24 protein-coding genes are annotated in these 21239 nt (G+C 41.4%); 19 read left to right on the top strand and 5 right to left on the bottom strand.

Annotated elements, in window-relative coordinates:
- The first annotated feature begins 7 nt into the window (after window positions 1–7).
- Entirely contained in the window at window positions 8–931 is a 924-nt protein-coding gene (locus FTV28_RS01670) for a CysB family HTH-type transcriptional regulator (protein WP_178318841.1), read from the top strand.
- Window positions 932–1118: 187 nt separating this feature from the next.
- On the top strand, window positions 1119–2300 hold the full coding sequence (locus FTV28_RS01665) for an outer membrane protein transport protein (protein WP_004971759.1): 1182 nt from the start codon (window positions 1119–1121) through the stop codon (window positions 2298–2300).
- 56 nt (window positions 2301–2356) lie between these two features.
- Here FTV28_RS01665 and carO read toward each other — a convergent pair whose 3' ends face one another.
- Entirely contained in the window at window positions 2357–3106 is a 750-nt protein-coding gene (gene carO / locus FTV28_RS01660) for an ornithine uptake porin CarO (RefSeq protein ID WP_179989295.1), read from the bottom strand.
- 299 nt (window positions 3107–3405) lie between these two features.
- On the opposite strand from carO, the gene dapD reads away from it, so the two are divergent.
- The 5 genes from dapD to FTV28_RS01635 all read left to right on the top strand — a co-directional run bounded on the left by dapD (window position 3406) and on the right by FTV28_RS01635 (window position 6726).
- Window positions 3406–4227, top strand: coding sequence for a 2,3,4,5-tetrahydropyridine-2,6-dicarboxylate N-succinyltransferase (gene dapD, locus FTV28_RS01655; RefSeq protein WP_179989294.1), 822 nt, complete (start codon window positions 3406–3408; stop codon window positions 4225–4227).
- 80 nt (window positions 4228–4307) lie between these two features.
- On the top strand, window positions 4308–5018 hold the full coding sequence (queE, locus tag FTV28_RS01650) for a 7-carboxy-7-deazaguanine synthase QueE (protein WP_136144777.1): 711 nt from the start codon (window positions 4308–4310) through the stop codon (window positions 5016–5018).
- Between the two features lie 89 nt (window positions 5019–5107).
- The gene (gene queC / locus FTV28_RS01645; RefSeq protein ID WP_096901113.1) at window positions 5108–5779 is read left to right on the top strand and encodes a 7-cyano-7-deazaguanine synthase QueC; all 672 of its coding nucleotides are present in this window, start codon (window positions 5108–5110) and stop codon (window positions 5777–5779) included.
- A 13-nt stretch (window positions 5780–5792) separates the two neighbouring features.
- Window positions 5793–6197: a hypothetical protein gene (locus FTV28_RS01640; RefSeq protein ID WP_004971768.1), complete on the top strand. Its 405-nt coding sequence runs from the start codon at window positions 5793–5795 to the stop codon at window positions 6195–6197.
- A 70-nt stretch (window positions 6198–6267) separates the two neighbouring features.
- Entirely contained in the window at window positions 6268–6726 is a 459-nt protein-coding gene (locus FTV28_RS01635; protein WP_096901114.1) for a peroxiredoxin, read from the top strand.
- A 78-nt stretch (window positions 6727–6804) separates the two neighbouring features.
- Here FTV28_RS01635 and FTV28_RS01630 read toward each other — a convergent pair whose 3' ends face one another.
- The gene (locus tag FTV28_RS01630) at window positions 6805–7377 is read right to left on the bottom strand and encodes a nicotinate-nicotinamide nucleotide adenylyltransferase (RefSeq protein ID WP_179989293.1); all 573 of its coding nucleotides are present in this window, start codon (window positions 7375–7377) and stop codon (window positions 6805–6807) included.
- Between the two features lie 411 nt (window positions 7378–7788).
- On the opposite strand from FTV28_RS01630, the gene FTV28_RS01625 reads away from it, so the two are divergent.
- Entirely contained in the window at window positions 7789–8589 is an 801-nt protein-coding gene (locus FTV28_RS01625; RefSeq protein WP_179989040.1) for an enoyl-CoA hydratase-related protein, read from the top strand.
- Window positions 8590–8739: 150 nt separating this feature from the next.
- Window positions 8740–9516: a nitroreductase family protein gene (locus FTV28_RS01620; protein WP_179989292.1), complete on the top strand. Its 777-nt coding sequence runs from the start codon at window positions 8740–8742 to the stop codon at window positions 9514–9516.
- 540 nt (window positions 9517–10056) lie between these two features.
- Here FTV28_RS01620 and FTV28_RS01615 read toward each other — a convergent pair.
- On the bottom strand, window positions 10057–10374 hold the full coding sequence (locus FTV28_RS01615; protein ID WP_096901118.1) for an NGG1p interacting factor NIF3: 318 nt from the start codon (window positions 10372–10374) through the stop codon (window positions 10057–10059).
- Window positions 10375–10638: 264 nt separating this feature from the next.
- Here FTV28_RS01615 and FTV28_RS01610 point away from each other — a divergent pair, with 264 nt between their 5' ends.
- The 3 genes from FTV28_RS01610 to ruvB all read left to right on the top strand — a co-directional run bounded on the left by FTV28_RS01610 (window position 10639) and on the right by ruvB (window position 13961).
- On the top strand, window positions 10639–11979 hold the full coding sequence (locus FTV28_RS01610) for a deoxyguanosinetriphosphate triphosphohydrolase (RefSeq protein ID WP_179989291.1): 1341 nt from the start codon (window positions 10639–10641) through the stop codon (window positions 11977–11979).
- 129 nt (window positions 11980–12108) lie between these two features.
- Entirely contained in the window at window positions 12109–12711 is a 603-nt protein-coding gene (gene ruvA / locus FTV28_RS01605) for a Holliday junction branch migration protein RuvA (RefSeq protein WP_179989290.1), read from the top strand.
- Window positions 12712–12953: 242 nt separating this feature from the next.
- Window positions 12954–13961 (top strand): Holliday junction branch migration DNA helicase RuvB, encoded by a 1008-nt coding sequence (ruvB, locus tag FTV28_RS01600; protein ID WP_004971787.1) that lies wholly within the window; start codon window positions 12954–12956, stop codon window positions 13959–13961.
- An 82-nt stretch (window positions 13962–14043) separates the two neighbouring features.
- Here ruvB and FTV28_RS01595 read toward each other — a convergent pair whose 3' ends face one another.
- Window positions 14044–14622: a hypothetical protein gene (locus FTV28_RS01595; RefSeq protein WP_179989289.1), complete on the bottom strand. Its 579-nt coding sequence runs from the start codon at window positions 14620–14622 to the stop codon at window positions 14044–14046.
- 228 nt (window positions 14623–14850) lie between these two features.
- On the opposite strand from FTV28_RS01595, the gene ybgC reads away from it, so the two are divergent.
- From ybgC to pal, 6 genes are all read left to right on the top strand, one after another.
- Window positions 14851–15258 (top strand): tol-pal system-associated acyl-CoA thioesterase, encoded by a 408-nt coding sequence (gene ybgC, locus FTV28_RS01590; protein WP_004971791.1) that lies wholly within the window; start codon window positions 14851–14853, stop codon window positions 15256–15258.
- Window positions 15259–15285: 27 nt separating this feature from the next.
- On the top strand, window positions 15286–15984 hold the full coding sequence (tolQ, locus tag FTV28_RS01585) for a protein TolQ (RefSeq protein ID WP_179989288.1): 699 nt from the start codon (window positions 15286–15288) through the stop codon (window positions 15982–15984).
- Window positions 15984–16433: a protein TolR gene (tolR, locus tag FTV28_RS01580; RefSeq protein ID WP_070154130.1), complete on the top strand. Its 450-nt coding sequence runs from the start codon at window positions 15984–15986 to the stop codon at window positions 16431–16433. Before tolQ ends, tolR begins: the two co-directional genes overlap by 1 nt.
- Window positions 16434–16436: 3 nt before the next feature.
- Complete coding sequence (gene tolA / locus FTV28_RS01575) at window positions 16437–17624, top strand: cell envelope integrity protein TolA (RefSeq protein WP_179989287.1); 1188 nt, start codon at window positions 16437–16439, stop codon at window positions 17622–17624.
- 193 nt (window positions 17625–17817) lie between these two features.
- Window positions 17818–19101 carry a Tol-Pal system beta propeller repeat protein TolB gene (tolB, locus tag FTV28_RS01570; RefSeq protein ID WP_179989350.1) on the top strand — a complete coding sequence of 428 codons (1284 nt, stop codon included), beginning with the start codon at window positions 17818–17820 and terminating at the stop codon, window positions 19099–19101.
- A gap of 71 nt (window positions 19102–19172) precedes the next feature.
- Window positions 19173–19742: a peptidoglycan-associated lipoprotein Pal gene (gene pal / locus FTV28_RS01565; RefSeq protein WP_131261174.1), complete on the top strand. Its 570-nt coding sequence runs from the start codon at window positions 19173–19175 to the stop codon at window positions 19740–19742.
- Between the two features lie 156 nt (window positions 19743–19898).
- On the opposite strand, the gene FTV28_RS01560 is transcribed toward pal, so the two are convergent.
- Window positions 19899–20084 (bottom strand): NF038105 family protein, encoded by a 186-nt coding sequence (locus tag FTV28_RS01560; RefSeq protein ID WP_004971800.1) that lies wholly within the window; start codon window positions 20082–20084, stop codon window positions 19899–19901.
- A gap of 177 nt (window positions 20085–20261) precedes the next feature.
- On the opposite strand from FTV28_RS01560, the gene FTV28_RS01555 reads away from it, so the two are divergent.
- A complete protein-coding gene (locus FTV28_RS01555) occupies window positions 20262–21236 on the top strand; it encodes a class 1 fructose-bisphosphatase (protein ID WP_004971801.1) in 975 nt (324 codons plus the stop codon).
- Window positions 21237–21239: the final 3 nt, after the last annotated feature.

The following is a 21239-nucleotide window of genomic DNA, read 5'->3' as shown; positions in this document are numbered from 1 at the left end:
CACCACTATGAACTTCCAACAACTTAGAATTATTAGAGAAACCGTTCGGCAAAACTTTAATTTAACCGAAGCGTCTGCGGCACTATACACTTCTCAATCGGGCGTGAGTAAGCACATTAAAGACCTTGAAGATGAACTTGGTGTGCAGCTTTTTGTGCGCAAAGGCAAACGTCTATTAGGTTTAACCGAGCCAGGACAAGCGTTGCTAAGTATTGTCGAACGCATGTTGGTTGATGCAGATAACATTAAACGCCTTGCTGATGACTTTAATAAAGTCGATGAAGGCACGCTCACCATTGCGACTACACATACCCAAGCGCGTTATGTGCTGCCGCCTATTGTGAATTTGTTTAAAAAAGAATTCCCTAAAGTACATTTGATTTTGCAACAAGCCAGCCCTGTAGAAATTGCCGAAATGCTGCTGCAAGGTGAAGCCGATATTGGTATTGCAACTGAATCTCTAACCACTGAAGAGAACTTAGCAAGTGTGCCTTATTATGACTGGTGTCACAGCATTATTACCCCACAAGATCATCCTTTAGCCAGTAAAACTGAGATTAGCCTGACCGATTTGGCAGAATATCCAATCATCACTTATCACGGCGGCTTTACGGGACGTTCTAAAATTGACAAAGCATTTACCGATGCAGGAATTGATGTCAATATCGTCATGTCTGCACTTGATGCAGATGTCATTAAAACCTATGTTGAATTGGGCATGGGCGTAGGTGTGGTGAACAATGTGGCATACGATGCAGAACGTGATTACCGCCTAAAACAAATCCAGACTGATATTTTTGGGGTAAACACCACGTGGATTGCGGTTCGCAAAGGACACTTACTACGTGGTTACGGCTATGAGTTTATTTCTTTATGTGCACCGAATGCCGATATTAAAGCTTTAAAACGTATCGCCTATCCTGAAGAATAAAACAATAATGCATAAGAGAGCCTAGGCTCTCTTTTAGTTCTCTGGCAAAATTCTTGCTGATCTAAATGCCTAGAAATAATCAAAATAATGATTTTAATTTATCAGAAACATGAATAAAATATAATCAATAATAAAAAACGTAATTTGATTTTAAACACAATTGTATAATTTAGACCAAGGACGTAACATGAAATTTCACATTTTTGTTGGATTGCTGTGTGTCCTGCCGCTAGGTTATGCCTCTGCTGCCGCTTTAGAACGTAGCGGTCAATCGGTACATGCATTATTTGAAAAAGGAAATTATGCGGAAGTCGCTTTGCTACACGTGGATACCAATATTTCAGGTCAGGTACAGCATCAACAAAATATTGCCGAATTAGGCGTTCAAGATTTTTCAACAGGCAATTTAGTCAATAATCAACACTTCATCCAAGCTGCATTAAAATTACAACCACATCCACAAGTTTCGGTCGCATTATTATTTGACCAACCTTTTTTTACGGATGTGGATTATCAATTCGACACGAATCAACCCTTATCAGAAATTGCAGACGTTGAATTCGATTCAAACAACATGACTACACTGGTTGGCTATCAACCAAATGCAAACTGGAATCTGTTTACGGGTGTGAGCTACCAATCCTTTTCAGGGAATCTCAGAATTGGTACACACGTCGAAAATTTTTATTTTGATTATGATGTGCACTTCCCTAAAGATCACGCATGGGGCTGGCTGGCAGGTATCAGCTATCAACTTCCTGAATATGCATTTAATACTGCAATTACCTACCGCTCTAAAATTAAGCACCATACTAATGCTAGTGAAAGTTTTTTGGGGTTTCCTCTAGAGATTGCACCACAGCATACGACTACTATTCAGACACCAGAATCGATTAATCTAGATTTTCAAACAGGTTTACCTTCCCAAAATTTTCTCTATGCATCATTAAGATGGGTGAATTGGCAAGATTTTGAAATTCAGCCCACACAATATGCTGCAATGCTACAGCAAGTACCCAATATGAATTTAAATCTGATTGATTACCAAAAAAATCAGTGGTCGGTACGTTTGGGTTTAGCGCATCAATGGTCACCCAAATGGATCACTGCTGTTGAAGGATTGTGGGACTCAGGTGCAGGAAACCCAGCTTCCAGCTTCAACCCTGTAGATGGTTATTTAGGTTTAGGTACTGGCCTTATTTATAATTTCACCCCTAAAACTTTTGTGATTAGTGGGATTCATTATTTGTACTTTAATCAACCAAAGAATGCACAAGGGTCTTCTTTTCTTTCACAAAACTCACACTTTTCACAACTCGAAGAACGGGATGCTTGGATTTATCATCTCAAACTTGCACACCGTTTTTAGTCCATAAAAAAACGAACCGAAGCTCGTTTTTTTGGTTTAGCTGAAACTAACGGATATTACCAATGGTAGCTTACACCTAGTTTCGCTACTGGCATCCATTCATGTTTATCATCTGTACGAATTTTTTCCTCTTCAATGGCAATATTGTCTACCAAGCTTCCTCGAACAGCATTATCAGCTGCACCGCCACTCACAAGCGTCAAATTGGCGTCTGGATTACCCGTATAATAAGCGCCGACTTCACCAAACACACCCCAGTTATTGTTAATCTTTGGTGCAAAACCTAAACCTAAGTAAGGTGCGATGTCATTTTTATAACTCATTTTACCATTGATATGAGCACCATCTGTACCCGCTGTAAAAGGAGTATGGTTTACAGAGAAACCTTCACCAGGCTTAACACGGCGGTCTAGGTCATATTCATTATCTACATAACCAACACCAGCAGCTACATAAACGCCTTGAGCCCAACGGTTAGCACTTGCACCCCACGGACGGATCTCAGCATTTAAATAGGTCAGGTTATTCTCCATATCCATATCATACTTTGAGCCATTGACTGATAAATCATCCGACCAAGAAATATCACCACCGTTATAACCCAGCGCTAAGCCCACATACGGGTTTGCAGTCCAAAGTAAGGCACCGCCATAACCTGTTGTACCTACTTCAGCACGTACACCTGTTGGAATTAATTGGTTACGATCAAACGCATAGCCATCTTTTACCACAGCTGTATCTGCCATTGCAGAACCTGCAACTGCTGCCAATACCGAAGCGGCTAAAATTGTATGTAAAGTTTTCATTGTGTTTCTCCTCAAACTAAAACTTTTTGAATTTTCATTCGTGTTTGTCATGAGAAAACTATAGAGCATGTTGCGGTCAGCTTTTATGCAAAATTTACCCCGTTTTTGTTATTTTTTGATACAAATTTATTCTTATTGTTTATTGCAAAAGCATTTATTTTCAAAACTTCAACAATTTAGCGCGCAACTTAACTTGTTTATCTTACTAAGGATAAATTCCAATCTGTTCCAATTTTTATCTATTCCTCACTGAATATAGTGTAAAATCTTTGGAAAATTTTTTTCTGGTAAGAACATCGATGTCTCAGCTTTCAACAATCATTGAACAAGCATTTGAAGACCGCGCTAATTTCAGCGCTGCAGATTGTCCCGCTGAAATTCGTCAGGCAGTTGAACAAGCAATTGCAGGTTTAGATAACGGCACATTACGCGTTGCTGAAAAAATTAATGGTGAGTGGATCGTTCACCAATGGTTAAAAAAGGCAGTTTTGTTATCTTTTAAACTCAATGATAACAAGCCAATTGAATCTTGCGATTTGCGTTTCTACGACAAAGTAGACACGAAATTTACAGGTTGGACTGACGAGCAATTCAAACAAGCAGGTGTGCGTGTTGTACCGCCAGCAGTTGCACGTAAAGGTTCATTCCAAGCCAAAAATGTGGTGTTAATGCCATCTTATGTCAATATTGGCGCTTATGTAGATGAAGGCACCATGGTTGATACATGGGCAACGGTAGGTTCATGTGCACAAATTGGTAAAAACGTGCATTTATCGGGTGGTGTAGGTATTGGTGGAGTACTTGAGCCACTTCAAGCAAATCCAACAATTATTGAAGACAACTGCTTCATTGGCGCACGTTCTGAAATTGTTGAAGGTGTGATTGTAGAAGAAGGTTCGGTCATTTCTATGGGCGTTTATATTGGTCAATCGACCAAAATTTATGACCGTGAAACTGGCGAAATCCATTATGGTCGTGTACCTGCAGGTTCGGTGGTAGTTTCTGGTAACCTGCCTTCTAAATATGGCACTTATAGCTTGTATGCTGCTATCATTGTGAAGAAAGTAGATGCAAAAACCCGTGCAAAAACCAGTTTGAACGATTTATTACGCGAAGACTAAACTTTTTTTAGTTTTCCCCATCTCTACGGCCAGCAATGACCGTAGGGATTTTTGTTTTTTTACATACTGTGATGAATTTTATGAATACCCTCCGATCTTCCGCTATTCCTGTTTCTGATCCGTCTGCGGGTTTACGCATTACGGAGATTTTCTATTCATTGCAGGGCGAAGCCAATACATCGGGCTTGCCAACCGTGTTTATTCGTTTAACGGGTTGTCCATTGCGTTGCCATTACTGTGATACCACTTATTCTTTTGAAGGTGGCGAACGTCAATCTTTAGATGACATCATCCAAACCACGCTAGAATTTAAAACACCGTATGTATGTGTGACGGGCGGTGAACCTCTGGCTCAACCGAATGCACTGCCACTGATGCAACGCTTGGCAGATTTAGGTTGTGAAGTGTCTTTGGAAACCAGTGGAGCTTTAGATATTTCTAAAGTGGATAACCGTGTGTCGAAGGTGCTGGATTTAAAAACCCCTGCATCGGGTGAAATGTCACGCAACTTATTATCAAATTTAGATTTTTTAAACCCACATGATCAAATCAAATTTGTGATTTGCAATCATGACGATTATCTTTGGGCGAAGCAGCAAGTTGAGCAATATCAGTTGCATAAAAAAGTCGATACAGTGTGGTTCTCCCCTGCATTTGCTGTCGAAAAAGGTGCAGTCGCCTTGCCACAACTTGCACGTGATTTGGCACAGTGGATTTTAGCCGACCATCTCCCTGTTCGTTTCCAATTGCAATTACATAAATTGCTTTGGAATGATGAAACAGGTCGTTAATCTCCTCACGAATCCCCATTCGTATTGACGTCAATCTTCACACTTTTGCTCAAGTTCTATCGCTATATTTTAAAATTTGGAGTTCAATTATGCGCCCTCGTGCCATTGTATTATTATCTGGTGGATTAGACTCAACCACGTGTTTGGCATGGGCACAAGCGCGTTATGAATGTATTGCACTTAGTTTTATGTATGGTCAACGCTCGACTACAGAGCTAGATGCTGCACGTGCCTTGACTAAAAATGCAGGCATTGAGCATCGTGTGATTAATATTGATTTAGGCAACTTGGGCGGTTCTGCTCTGACCGATCACAGCATTGAAGTACCTGATCATGAGCAAGAAGGTATTCCTGTGACTTATGTGCCTGCGCGTAATACCATCTTCCTGTCTTATGCTTTGGCAGCTGCCGAAGTTTTTGATGCAGAAGCAATTGTGATTGGTATTAATGCGGTAGATTATTCGGGCTATCCTGACTGTCGTCCTGAATTTATTGATGCTTTTGCCAATATGGCACGCTTGGCAACCAAAGTTGGCGTAGAAGGCAAACCGTTAAAATTTGAGACACCTTTGTTACATTTATCCAAAGCAAATATTATTCGCTTAGGTATTGAACATGGCGTAGACTATAGTCAAACGGTTTCTTGCTACCAAGCAGATGACCAAGGACGTGCTTGTGGTAAATGTGACAGCTGTCGCTTACGCAAACAAGGTTTTGCCGATGCCAGTGTTGCAGACCCAACGCGTTATATACCGTCATAACAAGGTAAAGTGTATGAAAAATTTAAAATCAAACATTATAGTTTCTGCGATTATGTCTGTTGCTGCATTATTCGCAACAACGACACACGCAAATAATGACAAGTTGCAACAAGCATATAAAAGCACCAATGTAAAAGCAGCTTTAATTAATGTTTGTAAAGAAGAAACTGCAAAAGGCAAAAAACTGACTACAGCTGAAGTAAGCAAATATTGTACTTGTGCAGTAGAAGCAGATGGTAAATTAACCAACGCTCAAAAATGGGAAATTCAAAGCGCAATTAACCAGAAAAAGAGCCCTGCGACTTTAGCTTTTGTACAAAAGCAAAATAAAGATTTGCAAACTTGTTTTGGTCCTCAGCTTACAGGTAAATTAAAAACCTTAACTGAAGAAGCAATGAAAGCGGCTGAGAAAAAATAATTTTTCTTAACAATTTCAACTAGCCACTTTATGTGGCTAGTTTTTTATGTGCATGATTTTGGAGAAAAATATGAGCACGACAATTCAATTACCAAATCAAGCTTTTCCTGCAACCACAGGCGAAGTCAATTTAACCGAACTTGGTACAGATTGGTTAGTGGTGTATTTTTACCCGAAAGATTCTACCCCAGGCTGCACCACACAAGCTGTCGATTTTACTGCGCTAAAGCCACAATTTGATGCGCTTAATACCACCATCATTGGCATTTCGCGCGACTCAGTCAAAGCCCATCAAAACTTTACCGAAAAACAATCTTTAGGCATCAACTTGATTAGCGATAAAGAAGAAGTATTGTGTCAGTTGTTTGATGTGATTAAAGAAAAAAATATGTATGGCAAAAAAGTTATGGGCATTGAACGCTCTACTTTTATTTTCCATCAAGGTCAATTACTGAAAGAATATCGTAAAGTCAAAGCTGCAGGACATGCCGAGCAAGTGCTTGCGGATTTAACCGCTTTACAGGCTTAATTTTCAGCCTCTAAAAAAACACAATGTTCTGGATGATTGAAAGCTTTTTCAATCATCCTTTTTCATTTAAAAACTGGATTACTCCGTCAAATTACTGCTGTCCTGCTGCTGGTATTTGTCTTGTAATTGACGATAAATTTCCGTGTTTTGAAATGCGGTTAAGAAATCAATTGTGCCTTGCGGGAAAAAATTAGGCTGTATTTCCCCACGATAATAAGCCTCACGTGCAGGCGTAGCAGACATGGCATCTTGCAAGCTGTCTAATTCTACCATCTCCCATTCAGGGAAAAACTTTAAATAATAAGACGAGTCATCTTTAAAATGCCCAATTAAACCAACACAATCTTGCGGTTGAATCAATTCACCGACTAAAGATTTGACTAGTTTTTGCCATTTTTCATCATTGTAGACATCTACGACATGCACAAACTTAATCCGTTCTTGCATCTCAGGTGAAAAGTTAGACAAAATCATCTGCTCACGTTCTTTGGCTAAAAACGGATTTTTTAAATTGCGCTCATTTTGTGCAGAACCTAATGCCAAAATCACATAATGACTACGTGCTAACGCAATTTGAATGGTTTGCAAATGCGCCAAATGAAATGGCTGAAAGCGGCCAATGAAAACCAAATAATCAAACGTATATTGCATAATAAATACGCCAATCCTAATTTTGATAACAACATGATGCTATCTGATACGCGGAAATGTCATCCACAACCTGCGTGGTATCAACTCATTATTGTTTTTGCAAGATAATAAATCAAAAACAATAATTGGGCAGGTTTCGTGGATGACAAATGGTTTTGCCTACTTTTGCCAAAACAAAAGTAGGTCGAACCGAAGGTTAATCCTAAAATAGAATTAATAGACGTTAAGATTCCGCCTTGCTTATTCATTTTTTAAATGAACAACCCCAAATTCTAAATAAATTTCACATTGAATTAGGAACGCAAATCTCATCATTCACTAACTTTTTATGAACTCATGAGTTGTGCCAGCGCTGCGAATTTGCGACATAATGAGCCATAAATTCAAACCAATCAAAGCAAGGATAGTACGATGACACTGAGCTGTATTCAACAACCTCACCCACATTTGAATGCGAATTTAGACAATGGCGTACTGACTTTAGCCATCAACCGACCAGAAGCAAAAAACGCGCTGTATGGTGAATTATATTTGTGGATTGCACAAGCCTTAGATGAAGCAGATCAGTCCAACGCAGTACGTTGTGTGATTTTACGTGGTGCAGATGCAGACTTTAGCGCAGGCAATGACATGCAAGACTTTATGAAGTCTGCCGCACTTAAAGGACAACTACCTGCTGCCGAAGGTCCTCCATTCATCTTATTAAAATCTGCAGCCAAGTTTTCTAAACCGCTGATTGCAGCTGTACGTGGGGTGGCGATTGGCATTGGTGTCACAATTTTATTGCATGCAGATTTGGTGTATAGCGACAATACTGCCCTATTCCAAATTCCATTTGTGAGCTTGGGCTTATCGCCTGAAGGTGCATCAAGCAAACTTCTGGTAGAACAAGCAGGCTATCACAAAGCGGCTGAACTGTTGCTAACTGCACAAAAATTCAATAGCGAAACGGCATTATCGGCAAATTTAGTTAATAGCATTGAAACCGATGTCTATGCAACGGCGCAACAAAAAGCAGCACAATTGGCAGCTTTACCATTGGCATCACTTAAACAATCTAAAGCCCTCATGAAACATAATGTCAATGAAATTGTGGCGTGGATTGACCATGAAGCAGAGATTTTTATGCAACGTGTCGGTTCAGCAGAAATGATGGAAGCAGTGCAAGCCTTTATGCAAAAACGTAAACCTGATTTCAGCCAATTTAATTAAGCGCTGTTTAGCTGAAATGTACTTACACCCATTTCAAGTAAACTAGACGTTTTAAAACCACATTCATTTTGGCTGAATGTGGTTTTTTCTTTATTCGCCCCCATATTCTGCAATGTGCTATCAATCATTAAAAAATTGAGGAAAATTGTAATGTCTAATCCAAATCCAGCCGATGTTAAAGCTGAAAAAAAAGAACGTTATTTTGAGCCTGCACGACAAGATATTGATATAGAAAACTTTAAAAAAGTCATTCAAAGCCGTCGTTCGGTGCGTAAATTTACCGACAAAGCCATTCCTGCAGAAGTATTGGATGATTGTTTAGATATGGCTTTATTGGCTCCAAACTCATCTAATTTACAACCGTGGACTTTTGTCGTGGTGCAAAATCCTGCCAAGAAAAAACAACTGGTTAAAGCCTGCTTAGGACAACTCGCTGCTCGTACTGCAGCAGAGCTAATCGTGTGTATTGCACGTACAGACCGTGTTGATGAAATGGCAAAAAAGAATATCAGCGAGTTCCCTTTTCCTGAAGCACCTGCTGCAGTCAAAAAATATTACAAGTTTATTCCTTATAACTACATGACTGGCTACTTAAACGCAGTAGGTAACTTTAAGAAAGTCGCTTTCAAAATTGCGCGTAGTTTAGATAAACAATTACCTGTGACTGCATTTAACCCTGCAGATGCCAAACTTTGGGCAAGTAAAACTACAGCACTCGCCTGTGAAAATATGGTCTTAGCCCTTCGCGCACACGGTTTTGATAGCTGCATGATGGAAGGTTTTGATGAGCCGATGGTACGCAAACTCTTAAAACTGAATGAACAACAATTTCCAGTGATGGTGATTGCTGCAGGTGAACGTGCCGAAGATGGTGTCTTTTTCCCGCAATACCGTTTTGACCGTGACCTGTTTATTCAGAAAGTCTAGGGGTTGTTAACATTTCATAAATGGCTTGCGCTGTAGGCTAAAACTGAGCAGATTAGGCATGAAACGCAAGGAATAGCGGGACTATTGCCAAGTTTCATAACGTAATCTCAGAAAGTTTTAGCCACATGAGCAAGAACAAAGCGCTGCTTTGTTTGCTGCGCAAGGGGACGAGCATATTTTTTGCTGCTATTGCGTTATGAGTCAGTCATTTAGAATAACTAAATTTCCTGCCCCATGCCTTATATCAGCTAAAAAACCTTGCGAGATATATCTCTCACGTTGCAAACATAGATGAAGTGTCAACAGACCCTAATATTTCAACTGTACTTTTAAAACCTAGCCACATTTTGACTCGTGATAAGGCGACAAGGATGTCGCCCGTTAGACTGTGGTACAGGACGTACCATCAGTCTAACAGAGGGCTTTTGTTACTTTTCGCCCGTGAAAAGTAAAATCTATCTACGCAACTTATATTTGCCCCAATCCATATATGAGTGATCGTACAATTCTATTTTTCTTTAAAAATTGGTATTTAAGTCTTTAAAAATTAATATCTAAAAGTTGCATAAACTCAAAGGCAGGCTCTTCGTAAGGATGACTTGCCTTGAGCGCTTTTGCGACTGCCTGAGCATTTTGCTCAGGTACAATAGTTTCCACGCGCCACTCGGCAACGTGTTCCAAAGCATCTAACTCGCCAACAAACGGATTTGCTCCTTTGACAGGTTTAAATTGCCCTGTGCCTAAAACCTGCCATGCACAATGTTCATAATTGCCAATTCCACCTGCACCCGCTGCAAAAATAGCCAGTTTGGTTTCTTCAAGATGAGATTCAGGCACATAATAAATCAGTTTGAGCATATTTAAGCTTCGCTATCCATTTCACAATTAATTAGAAATTAGCATAAAAATTTGAGCATTGTTGCTATTTTGGCAACCTATACGCATCATCCAATCCTCAATTTATACAGTTCCCCAAAAAAACTTTAAAGTACGCTTCGCCACAAACTTATCCCCCATTTTGTATGAATTTAGATTTAAAAAGACAAGCCATGTCGCACGCCCCTAGAGCTTTTGTCATTTTTTTGGCATGATGCAAAACAAGCACATAGTGAATAATGATAAATGACTCAAATGCGTTGGTTAGAACTGCTTTCCACAGTTCGAATTGGTAGTAAAAAACAAAGTACAGAACAGGCGCGCAGCCCTTTTCATAAAGATTATGACCGTATTATTTTTTCGCAAAGTTTTAGACAGTTAAACCGTAAAACCCAAGTCCATCCATTGACTCAACACGATGGTATTCACACTCGCCTAACCCATTCTTTAGAAGTGTCTTGTATTGGACGTTCATTAGGGATGTTGGCTGCAGGAAAAATTAGAGACCACTTGCCTATGTGGATTTCCCCTGCCGATGTCGGTGCGATTATTCAAGCTGCTTGCTTGGCACATGATATTGGTAATCCACCTTTCGGGCATGCAGGCGAATATGCCATTCGTGAATGGTTTGATGATGCTTCACACGGCAATTTCCTCGCCAAACTCAGCGATGAAGAAGAAGCTGATGTCCGTCAGTTTGAAGGCAATGCACAAGGTTTACGTCTACTCACCAAAATTGACTATCATCCAAATGATGGCGGCATGCGTTTAACCTATGCCACTTTAGGCGCTTATTTAAAATATCCATGGCTCTCCAAAACCATTGCCGAACAAGGCAACCGCCCTGCCAATCAACGTGATAAGTTTGGTTGTTACCAAGCCGAAAAAGAAATTCTCAAACAAATTGCAGAACAGCTTGGTCTGATTCAATTGGGCGATTATCACTATTGCCGTCATCCACTGACATATTTATTGGAAGCAGCAGATGATATTTGCTATGCCTTAATTGATTTGGAAGATGGCATTATCTTAAACATGCTCAGCTATGAAGAAGTTGAACCGATCTTTTTAAACTTGATTGGTGACTACGGTATTCCAGCAGAACTGGCGATGGCACGTACCACATGGCAACAAAAAATTGCCGCTTTGCGTGGTCGGGTCATGAAACGTTTGGTCGATGAAGTCACCACAGCGTTTGCCAAACACCATTTGGAAATTCTAATGGGACAGCTCAAAGGCAGTCTTTTACAATATTGCTCGGCAGATATTGAAATTGGTATTAATCGCGCCAAAGACTTAGCCCGTGAGAAAATTTTCGAGCATCCACAAAAGGCAGGGCTGGAAATTATTGCGCATCAAAGTTTACAAAACATTTTGGATGCGTTTATTCCACTCACCACGCCACATAAAACCCTAAGTTTTAAAGAGCAGCGTTTAATGTCAATCTTGCAACGCTCAGGGGCAGATTTTGCGCATAATCACTATGACAATATTATGCAAGTCTTGGATATTATCTCTAAGTTTTCAGATCACCAAGCCTATAACTTATCGCAAGAATTACAAGGCAATAAGGTCGGCTTGCTATAATGAGTAATTTGCATATCAATACTTGTATCTAAATAGAAGTAGGATTTAAGCGCAGATTTTGCCTTTTGTGAAAATGCGCTCTACTATGCGAACAGCAACTTATTTTAAATTAATCAGTGAACCACAAATATGATCGGATGTCTTATTGGCGAAGTATTGGCTTTAGAAGCACCAACCGTGTTGCTGAATGTAAATGGTGTGGGCTATGAAATTGACACGCCACTCACCACATTTTGCCAGTTACAAAAGGGGCAGAAAATTACCCTGTGGACGCATTTAGCTGTGCGTGAAGATGCTCAATTGTTATATGGCTTTTTAGAAGCCCAAGAAAAAACCATTTTCCGTACTTTACTCAAAGTCAATGGTGTCGGCCCGAAAATGGCACTGGGTATTTTATCGACCTTGAGTGTCGAGCTACTGATTCACACCGTAGAACATGAAGATATTAATACCCTGATTAAAGTGCCAGGTGTGGGCAAAAAAACTGCTGAACGTTTAATGATTGAATTACGTGATCGCTTTAAAGCCATGTCCAACGAAGTGAGCAGCAGCAATTCCACAATGGCTCAAATCCAGTTTACAGGCAATTCTGCTGTTGCCGAAGCCGAAGCCGCTTTACAATCTTTAGGTTATAAACCTGCCGAAGCACAAAAACTGATTAATGCAGTCAAGGGCGATTTTACTGAAGCCAGTGATATTATCCGTGCAGCATTAAAGTCGATGAATAAATAAAAGATGCCAACAAACCTAGCGTAAGTTCATCTTTCCAATATTGGATACATGACTGGCGACATGGATGTCGCCCGTTGAGTTGGGGTATAGGGATATACCCTCAACTCAACATAAGATTTTTGTTACTTTTGATCTTTCAAAAGTAAAATCATGCCTTCGCAAAGGCATTTAAACGCAACTCATACTTTGAGGCTGTGCATGCAGCATCAAAATGCCCAGCTCAAGAGATTAGTTAACACGATATGCAAGACCGTCTAATCAGTGGTTCTGAAAAACCCGAAGATCAAATTGATCGCGCCATTCGCCCCACTTCACTCGATGACTATATTGGGCAACCTGTAGTGCGTGAACAAATGGAAATTTTCATTGGTGCAGCCCGTGGACGCGCAGAAGCACTGGACCACACCCTGATTTTTGGACCACCAGGTTTAGGTAAAACCACACTCGCCAATATTATTGCCCGTGAAATGGGCGGCAATCTTAAATCCACTTCAGGGCCTGTCTTGGAACGCGCAGGTGATTTAGCCGCCATGCTGACCAATCTTGAAGAAGGCGATGTGTTATTTATTGATGAAATTCATCGTCTTTCACCTGTGATTGAAGAAATCTTGTATCCAGCGATGGAAGATTATCAACTGGACATCATGATTGGTGAAGGGCCTGCAGCACGCTCCATTAAACTGGACTTGCCACCATTTACCCTTGTCGCCGCTACCACACGTGCAGGCTTACTCACCTCACCGTTACGTGACCGTTTTGGTATTGTGCAGCGTTTGGAATTTTATTCGGTTGAAGATTTGACCCATATTGTCAAACGCTCGGCGAGTTTAATGGATGTGCCAATGACCGATGCAGGAGCCAATGAAGTCGCTCGTCGTTCGCGCGGTACACCACGTATTGCCAACCGATTATTGCGTCGCGTTCGTGACTATGCGCAGGTCAAAGGCACAGGTGAAGTCACGCAAGAGATGGCACAACGTGCGCTAGATATGCTGAATGTCGATAAAGATGGTTTAGATACCTTAGACCGTCGTTATTTATCAATGTTATTAGAGCGTTTTGATGGTGGGCCTGCAGGTGTGGAAGCTTTGGCCGCTGCTATGGCTGAAGACTCTGGCACTTTGGAAGATGTAATTGAACCATACCTAATTCAACAAGGTTATGTAATGCGAACCGCTCGCGGGCGTATTGCGACCAATATGGCGTATTTACAATTTGGGATGACACCGCCAGAGCCAAAAGAAAAATAGCTCAAAGGAAAAAATAGCTTGAAGGGAGCTATCTCCCTTTAAGTTATTAAATATTTAGGTCAATTGGGTCTGTAGATAGACCCTAATTTTCAATAATACGCACATCTTCAATAAGCATTAATTCACACGCGCCCGCCCCTGTATCATGACGGCTTAAAGAACTGCGCCACTGCCACCCATCTGCGGCAGTAACTTCAACCAATTTACCTTTCAAATAAATCAAATCATCTTCATCAATCTGTTTTAACTGTGTCGCAATCGCGGGTGTGGCAGGAATTAAATGCGTATTAGCGCTCAAACTTGCAATCTCTTGCACAGGAATCGGTGGTGCTTGTTCATAACGCCAATGATACCAACGGTTGCTTTGACGAATAGACAACTGTTTATACACTTCAGGCTTGGCCATTTCGCCCCATCCCAAAGCAAAATCGACAGGGCTAAGTTCGGCTTCACGTCCAAAATTATAATTTTCACGTGACAATACCCGAAACTCACCTTCATAGGTTTCCAAAGCTTGAATGGTATAGTCTTTAAATTGATGCACTTGCTGCGATGACTGATAGGTTGTGCTATCCGCAATTCCTCCATCTGGCTGGAACAGCGTCATCCACAACAAATACAATATGGCAATTACCACAAAAAATTTAACTAAACGGCTCATGTGCTGCTCATTGGGGTGGATCATCTGCATGTATCAGGCAGGCAGCTAATTTTAACTTAAAAGCATGTTTGAAATCTTGTGCCATTGGACGAAGCGTTGAGAATGATAAACTGCCACGCTATACACAGCTTGACTTATAGCCCCGATTCACGTCAATTTCACAGACACGGCGTAAGCTATAAGTATTGCTTATCAAACAACTTTGCAACATTGAAGCGGAACATCATCATGGCGAATAAATTTGAATTTAAAATTCGTATCTATATGGAAGATACTGATGCAGGCGGCATTGTTTACCACGCCAACCATATTCGCTTTATGGAACGTACCCGTACCGAATGGCTTCGTGCATCGGGTGTTGATCATTATTGGCATCAACAAGATTACAACTTTGTCGTGCATAAAATTAACGTGAAATATTCACGTCCAATCTTAATGGATGACCTAATTACTGTTACAGCAAGTGTAGTTTCGTGTAAAGCGTCATCATTTGTATTGCAACAAAATATTTATCGTGGTGAAATCATGCTTGCATCTGGCGAGGTTGAATTGGCCTGTCTTGGTTCAGATATGAAACCACGTCGTCTGCCAGATGAAATTCGTAGCCTTATTCTGAAAGAATTAGGACAAGATTAAAAAAATGAATTGGCACATGTAGTAACTATGGCAACACAACTCGAATCATCTCTTCAAGTATCAGATCTTATTTTACAAGCAAGTCCTGTTGTTCAGCTGGTAATGCTCTCGCTGCTTTTAGCATCATTATACAGTTGGTATCTGATTGCCAAGTTACACATGAGCTATAAAAAAGCACAGGCAGATGATCAGCATTTCCAAAAAATCTTCTGGTCTGGTGCAGAATTAAATACGCTTTACAACAATGCACAGCTCAATTCAAAACGTGTCGGTTTGGAAGATATTTTCTATCAAGGCTTAGGTGAGTTTTTAAAACTCAAAAAACGCCAAGCGCCTGCTCCACAAACCATTGAAGGCACAGAACGTATTTTACGTGTCGGTTTAAGCCGTGACCAAGCTCAGCTAGAACAAGGCTTAGGCGCACTGGCCAGCATTGGTTCTGTCGCACCGTATGTGGGTTTATTTGGTACAGTCTGGGGCATTATGAATGCCTTTATTGGACTGGCAGATGTCGATCAAGTCACATTGGCAACAGTCGCACCAGGGATTGCCGAAGCCCTCATTGCCACAGCCATTGGTTTATTTGCCGCCATTCCTGCGGTACTTGCCTTTAACCATTACACCGCCAAAGGCGAAGCGATTTATTCTGATCGTGCTTTATTTGCCGAAGAAATGGTGGCTTTATTACAACGTCAATCTTTAGGCAATACTAAGGATCACGACTAATGGCCATTCAACGCTCAGGACGCTTCGAGCGCATTAAGAAACCACTCAAAAGTGACATGAATGTAGTGCCCTATATTGATGTCATGTTGGTGTTATTGGTGATTTTTATGGTTACTGCACCGATGATTACCAGTGGGATTCAAGTCGATTTACCTCAAGCCAATGGTAATCCAATTGAATCGAAAGATGCCCCTGCTTTGGTGACTTTAAATAAAGATGGGCAATATTTTTTAGAATACAAAGAACACAAAGCCGAACCTTTGGAATTAGCCCAACTGAAACAAATTTTGACCGATGCTCAAATTCAAGCCAAAGCTGAAAACAAAGAGTTTCAGGTTGTTATTCGCGGTCATAATACACGCCCTTATGGTGATGTGATTGCGTTAATGTCTGACTTACAAGATGCGGGTTTAACCCAAGTTGGATTGCTGACCGAGCCTTTAAAGTAATTTATGAAAGATTTTAAAAAGCCACCTTTTCAACAAAAAGCTATCGCGATTGGGTTCACTGTAGGTGTCCACCTTATCGCAGTGGTTGGCTTGCTTTACTTGGGCATGAGTAAAGCACCTGAGCCACCTAAACCCATTAAAACGGTACTGATTAAACCCGAAGATTTAAAACCCTTATTAGAAACTGAGTCTGCTGAAACCACACATGAAAATGTAGCAGAGCAAATTACTCAAACTGCTGAACCTGCGCTTGAACCTGCCCCTGTCATTCCGACACCTGCAGCAACCCCTACACCGCCCGCACCTCAAGTGGATACAAAAAAAGCAGCTCAAGCGGCAGAGGCTCAAGCACGTGCAGAACGACAAGCTGCTGAAGCCAAACAAATTGCAGAGCGACAAAAACTAGAAGCTGAACGCTTAAAAGCTCAACAAGCACGCGCCGAAGAACGTGCTCAACGAGAAGCTGACGCCAAAGCAAAAGCTCAAGCCGATGCCAAAGCACGTGCTGAAGCAGATGCTGTACGTCGTAAAGAAGCCGAAGCCCTGAAAAAAGCAGAAGCGGCAGAAAGACGTCAACTCGAAGCCAATGCAGCAGCAAAACGCAAAGCTGAAGCAGATGCAAAAGCCAAGGCAGATGCTGAGGCAAAACGTAAAGCTGACGCAGATGCAAAAACCAAAGCAGATGCCGATGCAAAACGTAAAGCTGCAGCAGATGCAAAAGCCAAAGCTGATGCCGACGCAAAACGTAAAGCTGCTGCAGATGCAAAAGCCAAAGCTGATGCCGAAGCAAAACGTAAGGCTGACGCAGATGCAAAAGCCAAAGCTGATGCCGAAGCGAAGGCACGTGCCGATACTGAAGCCAAAGCTTCAGCTGCCAAACAAGCTGCAGAAGAAGCTGCTCAGAAAAAGGCTGAAGTACGACGCATTGCATCCACTGCTAAACGCGATTTCGAAAATAAAATCAGACGAGCGTGGGATACCCCAGCTGGTTCTTCGGGTCAACGTGCAACTGCCCGCGTGACTTTAAGTGACAGTGGCGCAGTTCAGTCTGTCGTGGTTAATTCTAGCGACCCTGACATGAAAGCCAGTGTAGAAGCTGCTGTTCGTGCTGCCGCACCTTATCCGATGCCATCAGACCCAGATGCACGACGCGAAGCACGTAGCTTCACCTCTACCTTTACAGCGCAATAAGTTACCAGTTAGCCGAATAACATCTATTTGGCTAACTCCTTCTCAAAATATTTACGAGTATAAATAAATTTAAATTTTCACAGTGTTATAACAGTTTTATTATAAATTCATGCTTTCATTCCTACCAAAGCATGCCATTATGTACCACAATTACATCCAAAAAAGTTATGTTGATTTGAGAAAATAGCGAATGATGGAAACAACGCGTAAACACCTACTTTGTCTTGCTATTTTAACTGCGCTTAGCCCAGTTTTAAGCACACAATCTTTTGCACAACTGCATTTAGAAATTGCCAAAGCACCAGAAGAAGCACCTAAAATTGCGATTGTGCCGTTTGGCAATGATCAAAGTATTTATCCTATTGTAGAAAACGATTTAAACCGTTCAGGCAAATTCACCAGTTCATCTAAAAACCTTGCTGCAACTGCAAGCATGAACAATCCAAATGCAGCTGCATGGCAAGCCGCAGGTGTACCTTATGTGGTGACGGGAAATGTCAAAGCCACTGCAGAAGGCGGTTATGAAGTTCATTACCAACTTTATGATGTGCAAAAACAGCAATACTTATTGAATGAATTATTAAGCGTGCCTGCGTCACGCGTACGTTCTGCTGCACACATGATCAGTGATGCCATTTATGAAGCACTCACGGGCATTAAAGGTGACTTTAGCGGACGCATTGCTTATGTACTGCGCAACCCTGCAACACCTGAACAACGCTATACCCTGCAAATTGCCGATACTGATGGTGAACAGCCTAAAACCATTTTGACTTCGCGTGATCCTATTTTGTCGCCTGCGTGGACACCAGATGCCAAAAAAATTGCCTATGTGTCGTTTGAAACCAAACGCCCTGCTATTTATGTGCAAGATTTGGCGACAGGTCAGCGTGAAAAATTAGCCAGTTTCCGTGGTTTAAATGGTGCTCCAAGCTTCTCACCAGATGGTCAAAGTATGTTGTTTACCGCATCCATGCATGGCAATCCAGAAATTTATCAAATGAATTTAAGCACCCGTGAACTGCGACGCATGACCAATGACAGTGCGATTGATACCGAAGCACGTTATGCACCAGATGGTAAATCATTTATTTACACTTCAGATCGTGGTGGTTCCGCACAAATTTATCGTTATGACTTTGCCACAGGCAGCAGCAAACGCCTAACCTTCCGCGGTGCATTTAACGCACGTGGTACGCTCAGTGCCGATGGTCGTAAACTGGCATTGGTGCATCGCCCAAGTGGCAGTAATTACAAAGTCGCAATTCAAGACACCAACACCAATATCACCAATATTTTAACCCCAACCAGTTTGGATGAGTCGCCAAGCTTCTCACCAAATGGGCAAATGGTGGTGTATGCAACGCGCGAAGGCGCACGTGGCTTATTGTCAATTATGTCTTTAGATGGTCGCTTCCGCATGAACTTACCTAGTGAACAAGGTGAAGTGCGTGAACCTGCGTGGGCACCAAAATAATGAGTACCCGCAAAGTAAATACGTTTTCAGTTCTGTTTTAAAACCAAAAATCAAGCTTCATGGAGATGAGGATGAACGCAGTTAAATTATTGGTACTCCCTGTTTTGGCATCGGCTTTAGTGATGACAGGTTGTGCAAACCGCAAACCAACGACTGACTTACAAGCAGGTCAAACACCAAGTGGCGCAACCACAGTCAACACCCAAGGTTTGAGTGAAGATGCAGCTTTAAATGCACAAAACCTTGCAGGTGCATCTGCTAAAGGTGTAACCGAAGCCAACAAAGCTTTCTTAGCAAAGCGCGTGGTGCATTTTGACTACGACAGCAGCGAATTATCTAATGATGATTACCAGACTCTACAAGCACATGCACAGTTTTTAATGGCCAATGCCAATTCTAAAGTGGCACTTACAGGTCATACCGATGAACGCGGTACACGCGAATACAACATGGCTTTAGGCGAGCGTCGTGCCAAAGCGGTTGAGAGCTTCTTAATCACCAGCGGCGTTAACGCAGGTCAGCTTGAAGCAGTGAGCTATGGTAAAGAAATGCCAGTCAACCCTGGACATGATGAAAATGCATGGAAAGAAAACCGTCGCGTAGAAATTAACTACGAAGCTGTTCCACCATTATTGAAATAATAATTTGCTGTTTGGGAAAAACTCGTTTAGAACGTGTTTCCCCAATACGAAAAAAGCGCTCTTTATTACAAGGGCGCTTTTTTATGACATAAAAAACTGGGCAAACGAATATTTTAAAAACTAACAGATAAGTGCAGAAATACAGCTTTGCTTCAGTTATTCCGACTCGGCATCAGCTTTTGCAGTTTGCATAGATTCAATCAAATCATGCTTGTTAAACTTTTTATATTCAGGTTTAGACTCGTAATCTTTCCAAGCGGCTTTCATCTTGTCCTCAGAAATATCGTCTAAACTAATCCCTTCGCTTGGCGTTGGAGTCGCATCAAACTTTAACGTTGTCATATCTGTGCTCCTATCTCAAATTAAATCCTTCACATCAACATAGCACTTTCTGCAGGACTTGCAAGGGTAAAATCACAGCAAATAGTCGAGTTTAATTTTTCTTTTAACGCGTTCTCATCTAAACTATTGCAGCATATTGTTATCCTCATTTTTGCAGTCATTCGGAGTTTTCCAGTCATGTCATACCGCACCCTTTCCCAATTTCTACAACAACAAACTGGAAATTTAACACCCGAACTTGCTCAAGTGATTGAAACTATAGCCAATACTTGCAAAACAATTGACCAAACATTACAAAAAGGTGCATTGGCGGGCGTATTAGGCAGTGCACAAAATGAAAACGTACAAGGCGAAGAACAAAAGAAATTAGATGTTATTTCAAATGATTATTTAATTGAAGCGTTACAAAAACATCCTAATGTGGGTGGTTTGGCGTCGGAAGAATTAGACGAATTCACTCCTGCTCAGGAAAATGGTCAATATTTAGTGTTATTTGACCCACTGGATGGTTCAAGCAACATCGACATCAATATGTGTGTGGGTACCATTTTCTCAATTTTACCTGCAAAAAATGCCGTGACCCAAGCTGCAGACTTTATGCAAGCAGGTACACAACAAGTTGCTGCAGGTTATGTCCTGTATGGCCCATCTACCATGATGGCGCTCACTGTTGGTGCAGGCGTGGTATTCTTTACCTTTGACCCAGAAAGCCAAGAGTTTTTGGTGACTGCAGACAACATTCAAGTTGCTGCCGATACAAAAGAATACGCGATCAATGCTTCAAACCAACGCCATTGGGAAGCACCTGTAAAACGCTATATTGATGAACTTTTGGCTGGTAAAACTGGGCCACGCGAAAAAGACTTTAACATGCGTTGGGTTGCATGTATGGTGGGCGATATTCACCGTATCCTTTGCCGTAGCGGGGTTTTCATGTATCCATACGACTTAAAAGACCCGAAAAAAGCAGGTCGTTTACGTTTAATGTATGAAGCCAATCCAATGAGTATGCTCATGGAACAAGCAGGCGGTGCGGCAACCACAGGTCGTGTGCGTATTTTAGACATCCAACCCACAGACCTACATCAACGTGTGCCTGTCATCATTGGCTCAAAAAATGAAGTCGATTTGGTCAGCAGCTACCATCAATAATTT

The organism is Acinetobacter sp. YH12252, assembly GCF_013417365.1.
Classification (GTDB): Bacteria; Pseudomonadota; Gammaproteobacteria; order Pseudomonadales; family Moraxellaceae; genus Acinetobacter; species Acinetobacter towneri.
The sequence above is the reverse complement of the archived record's forward strand: the minus strand, read 5'-3'. Positions and strand labels throughout refer to the sequence as shown.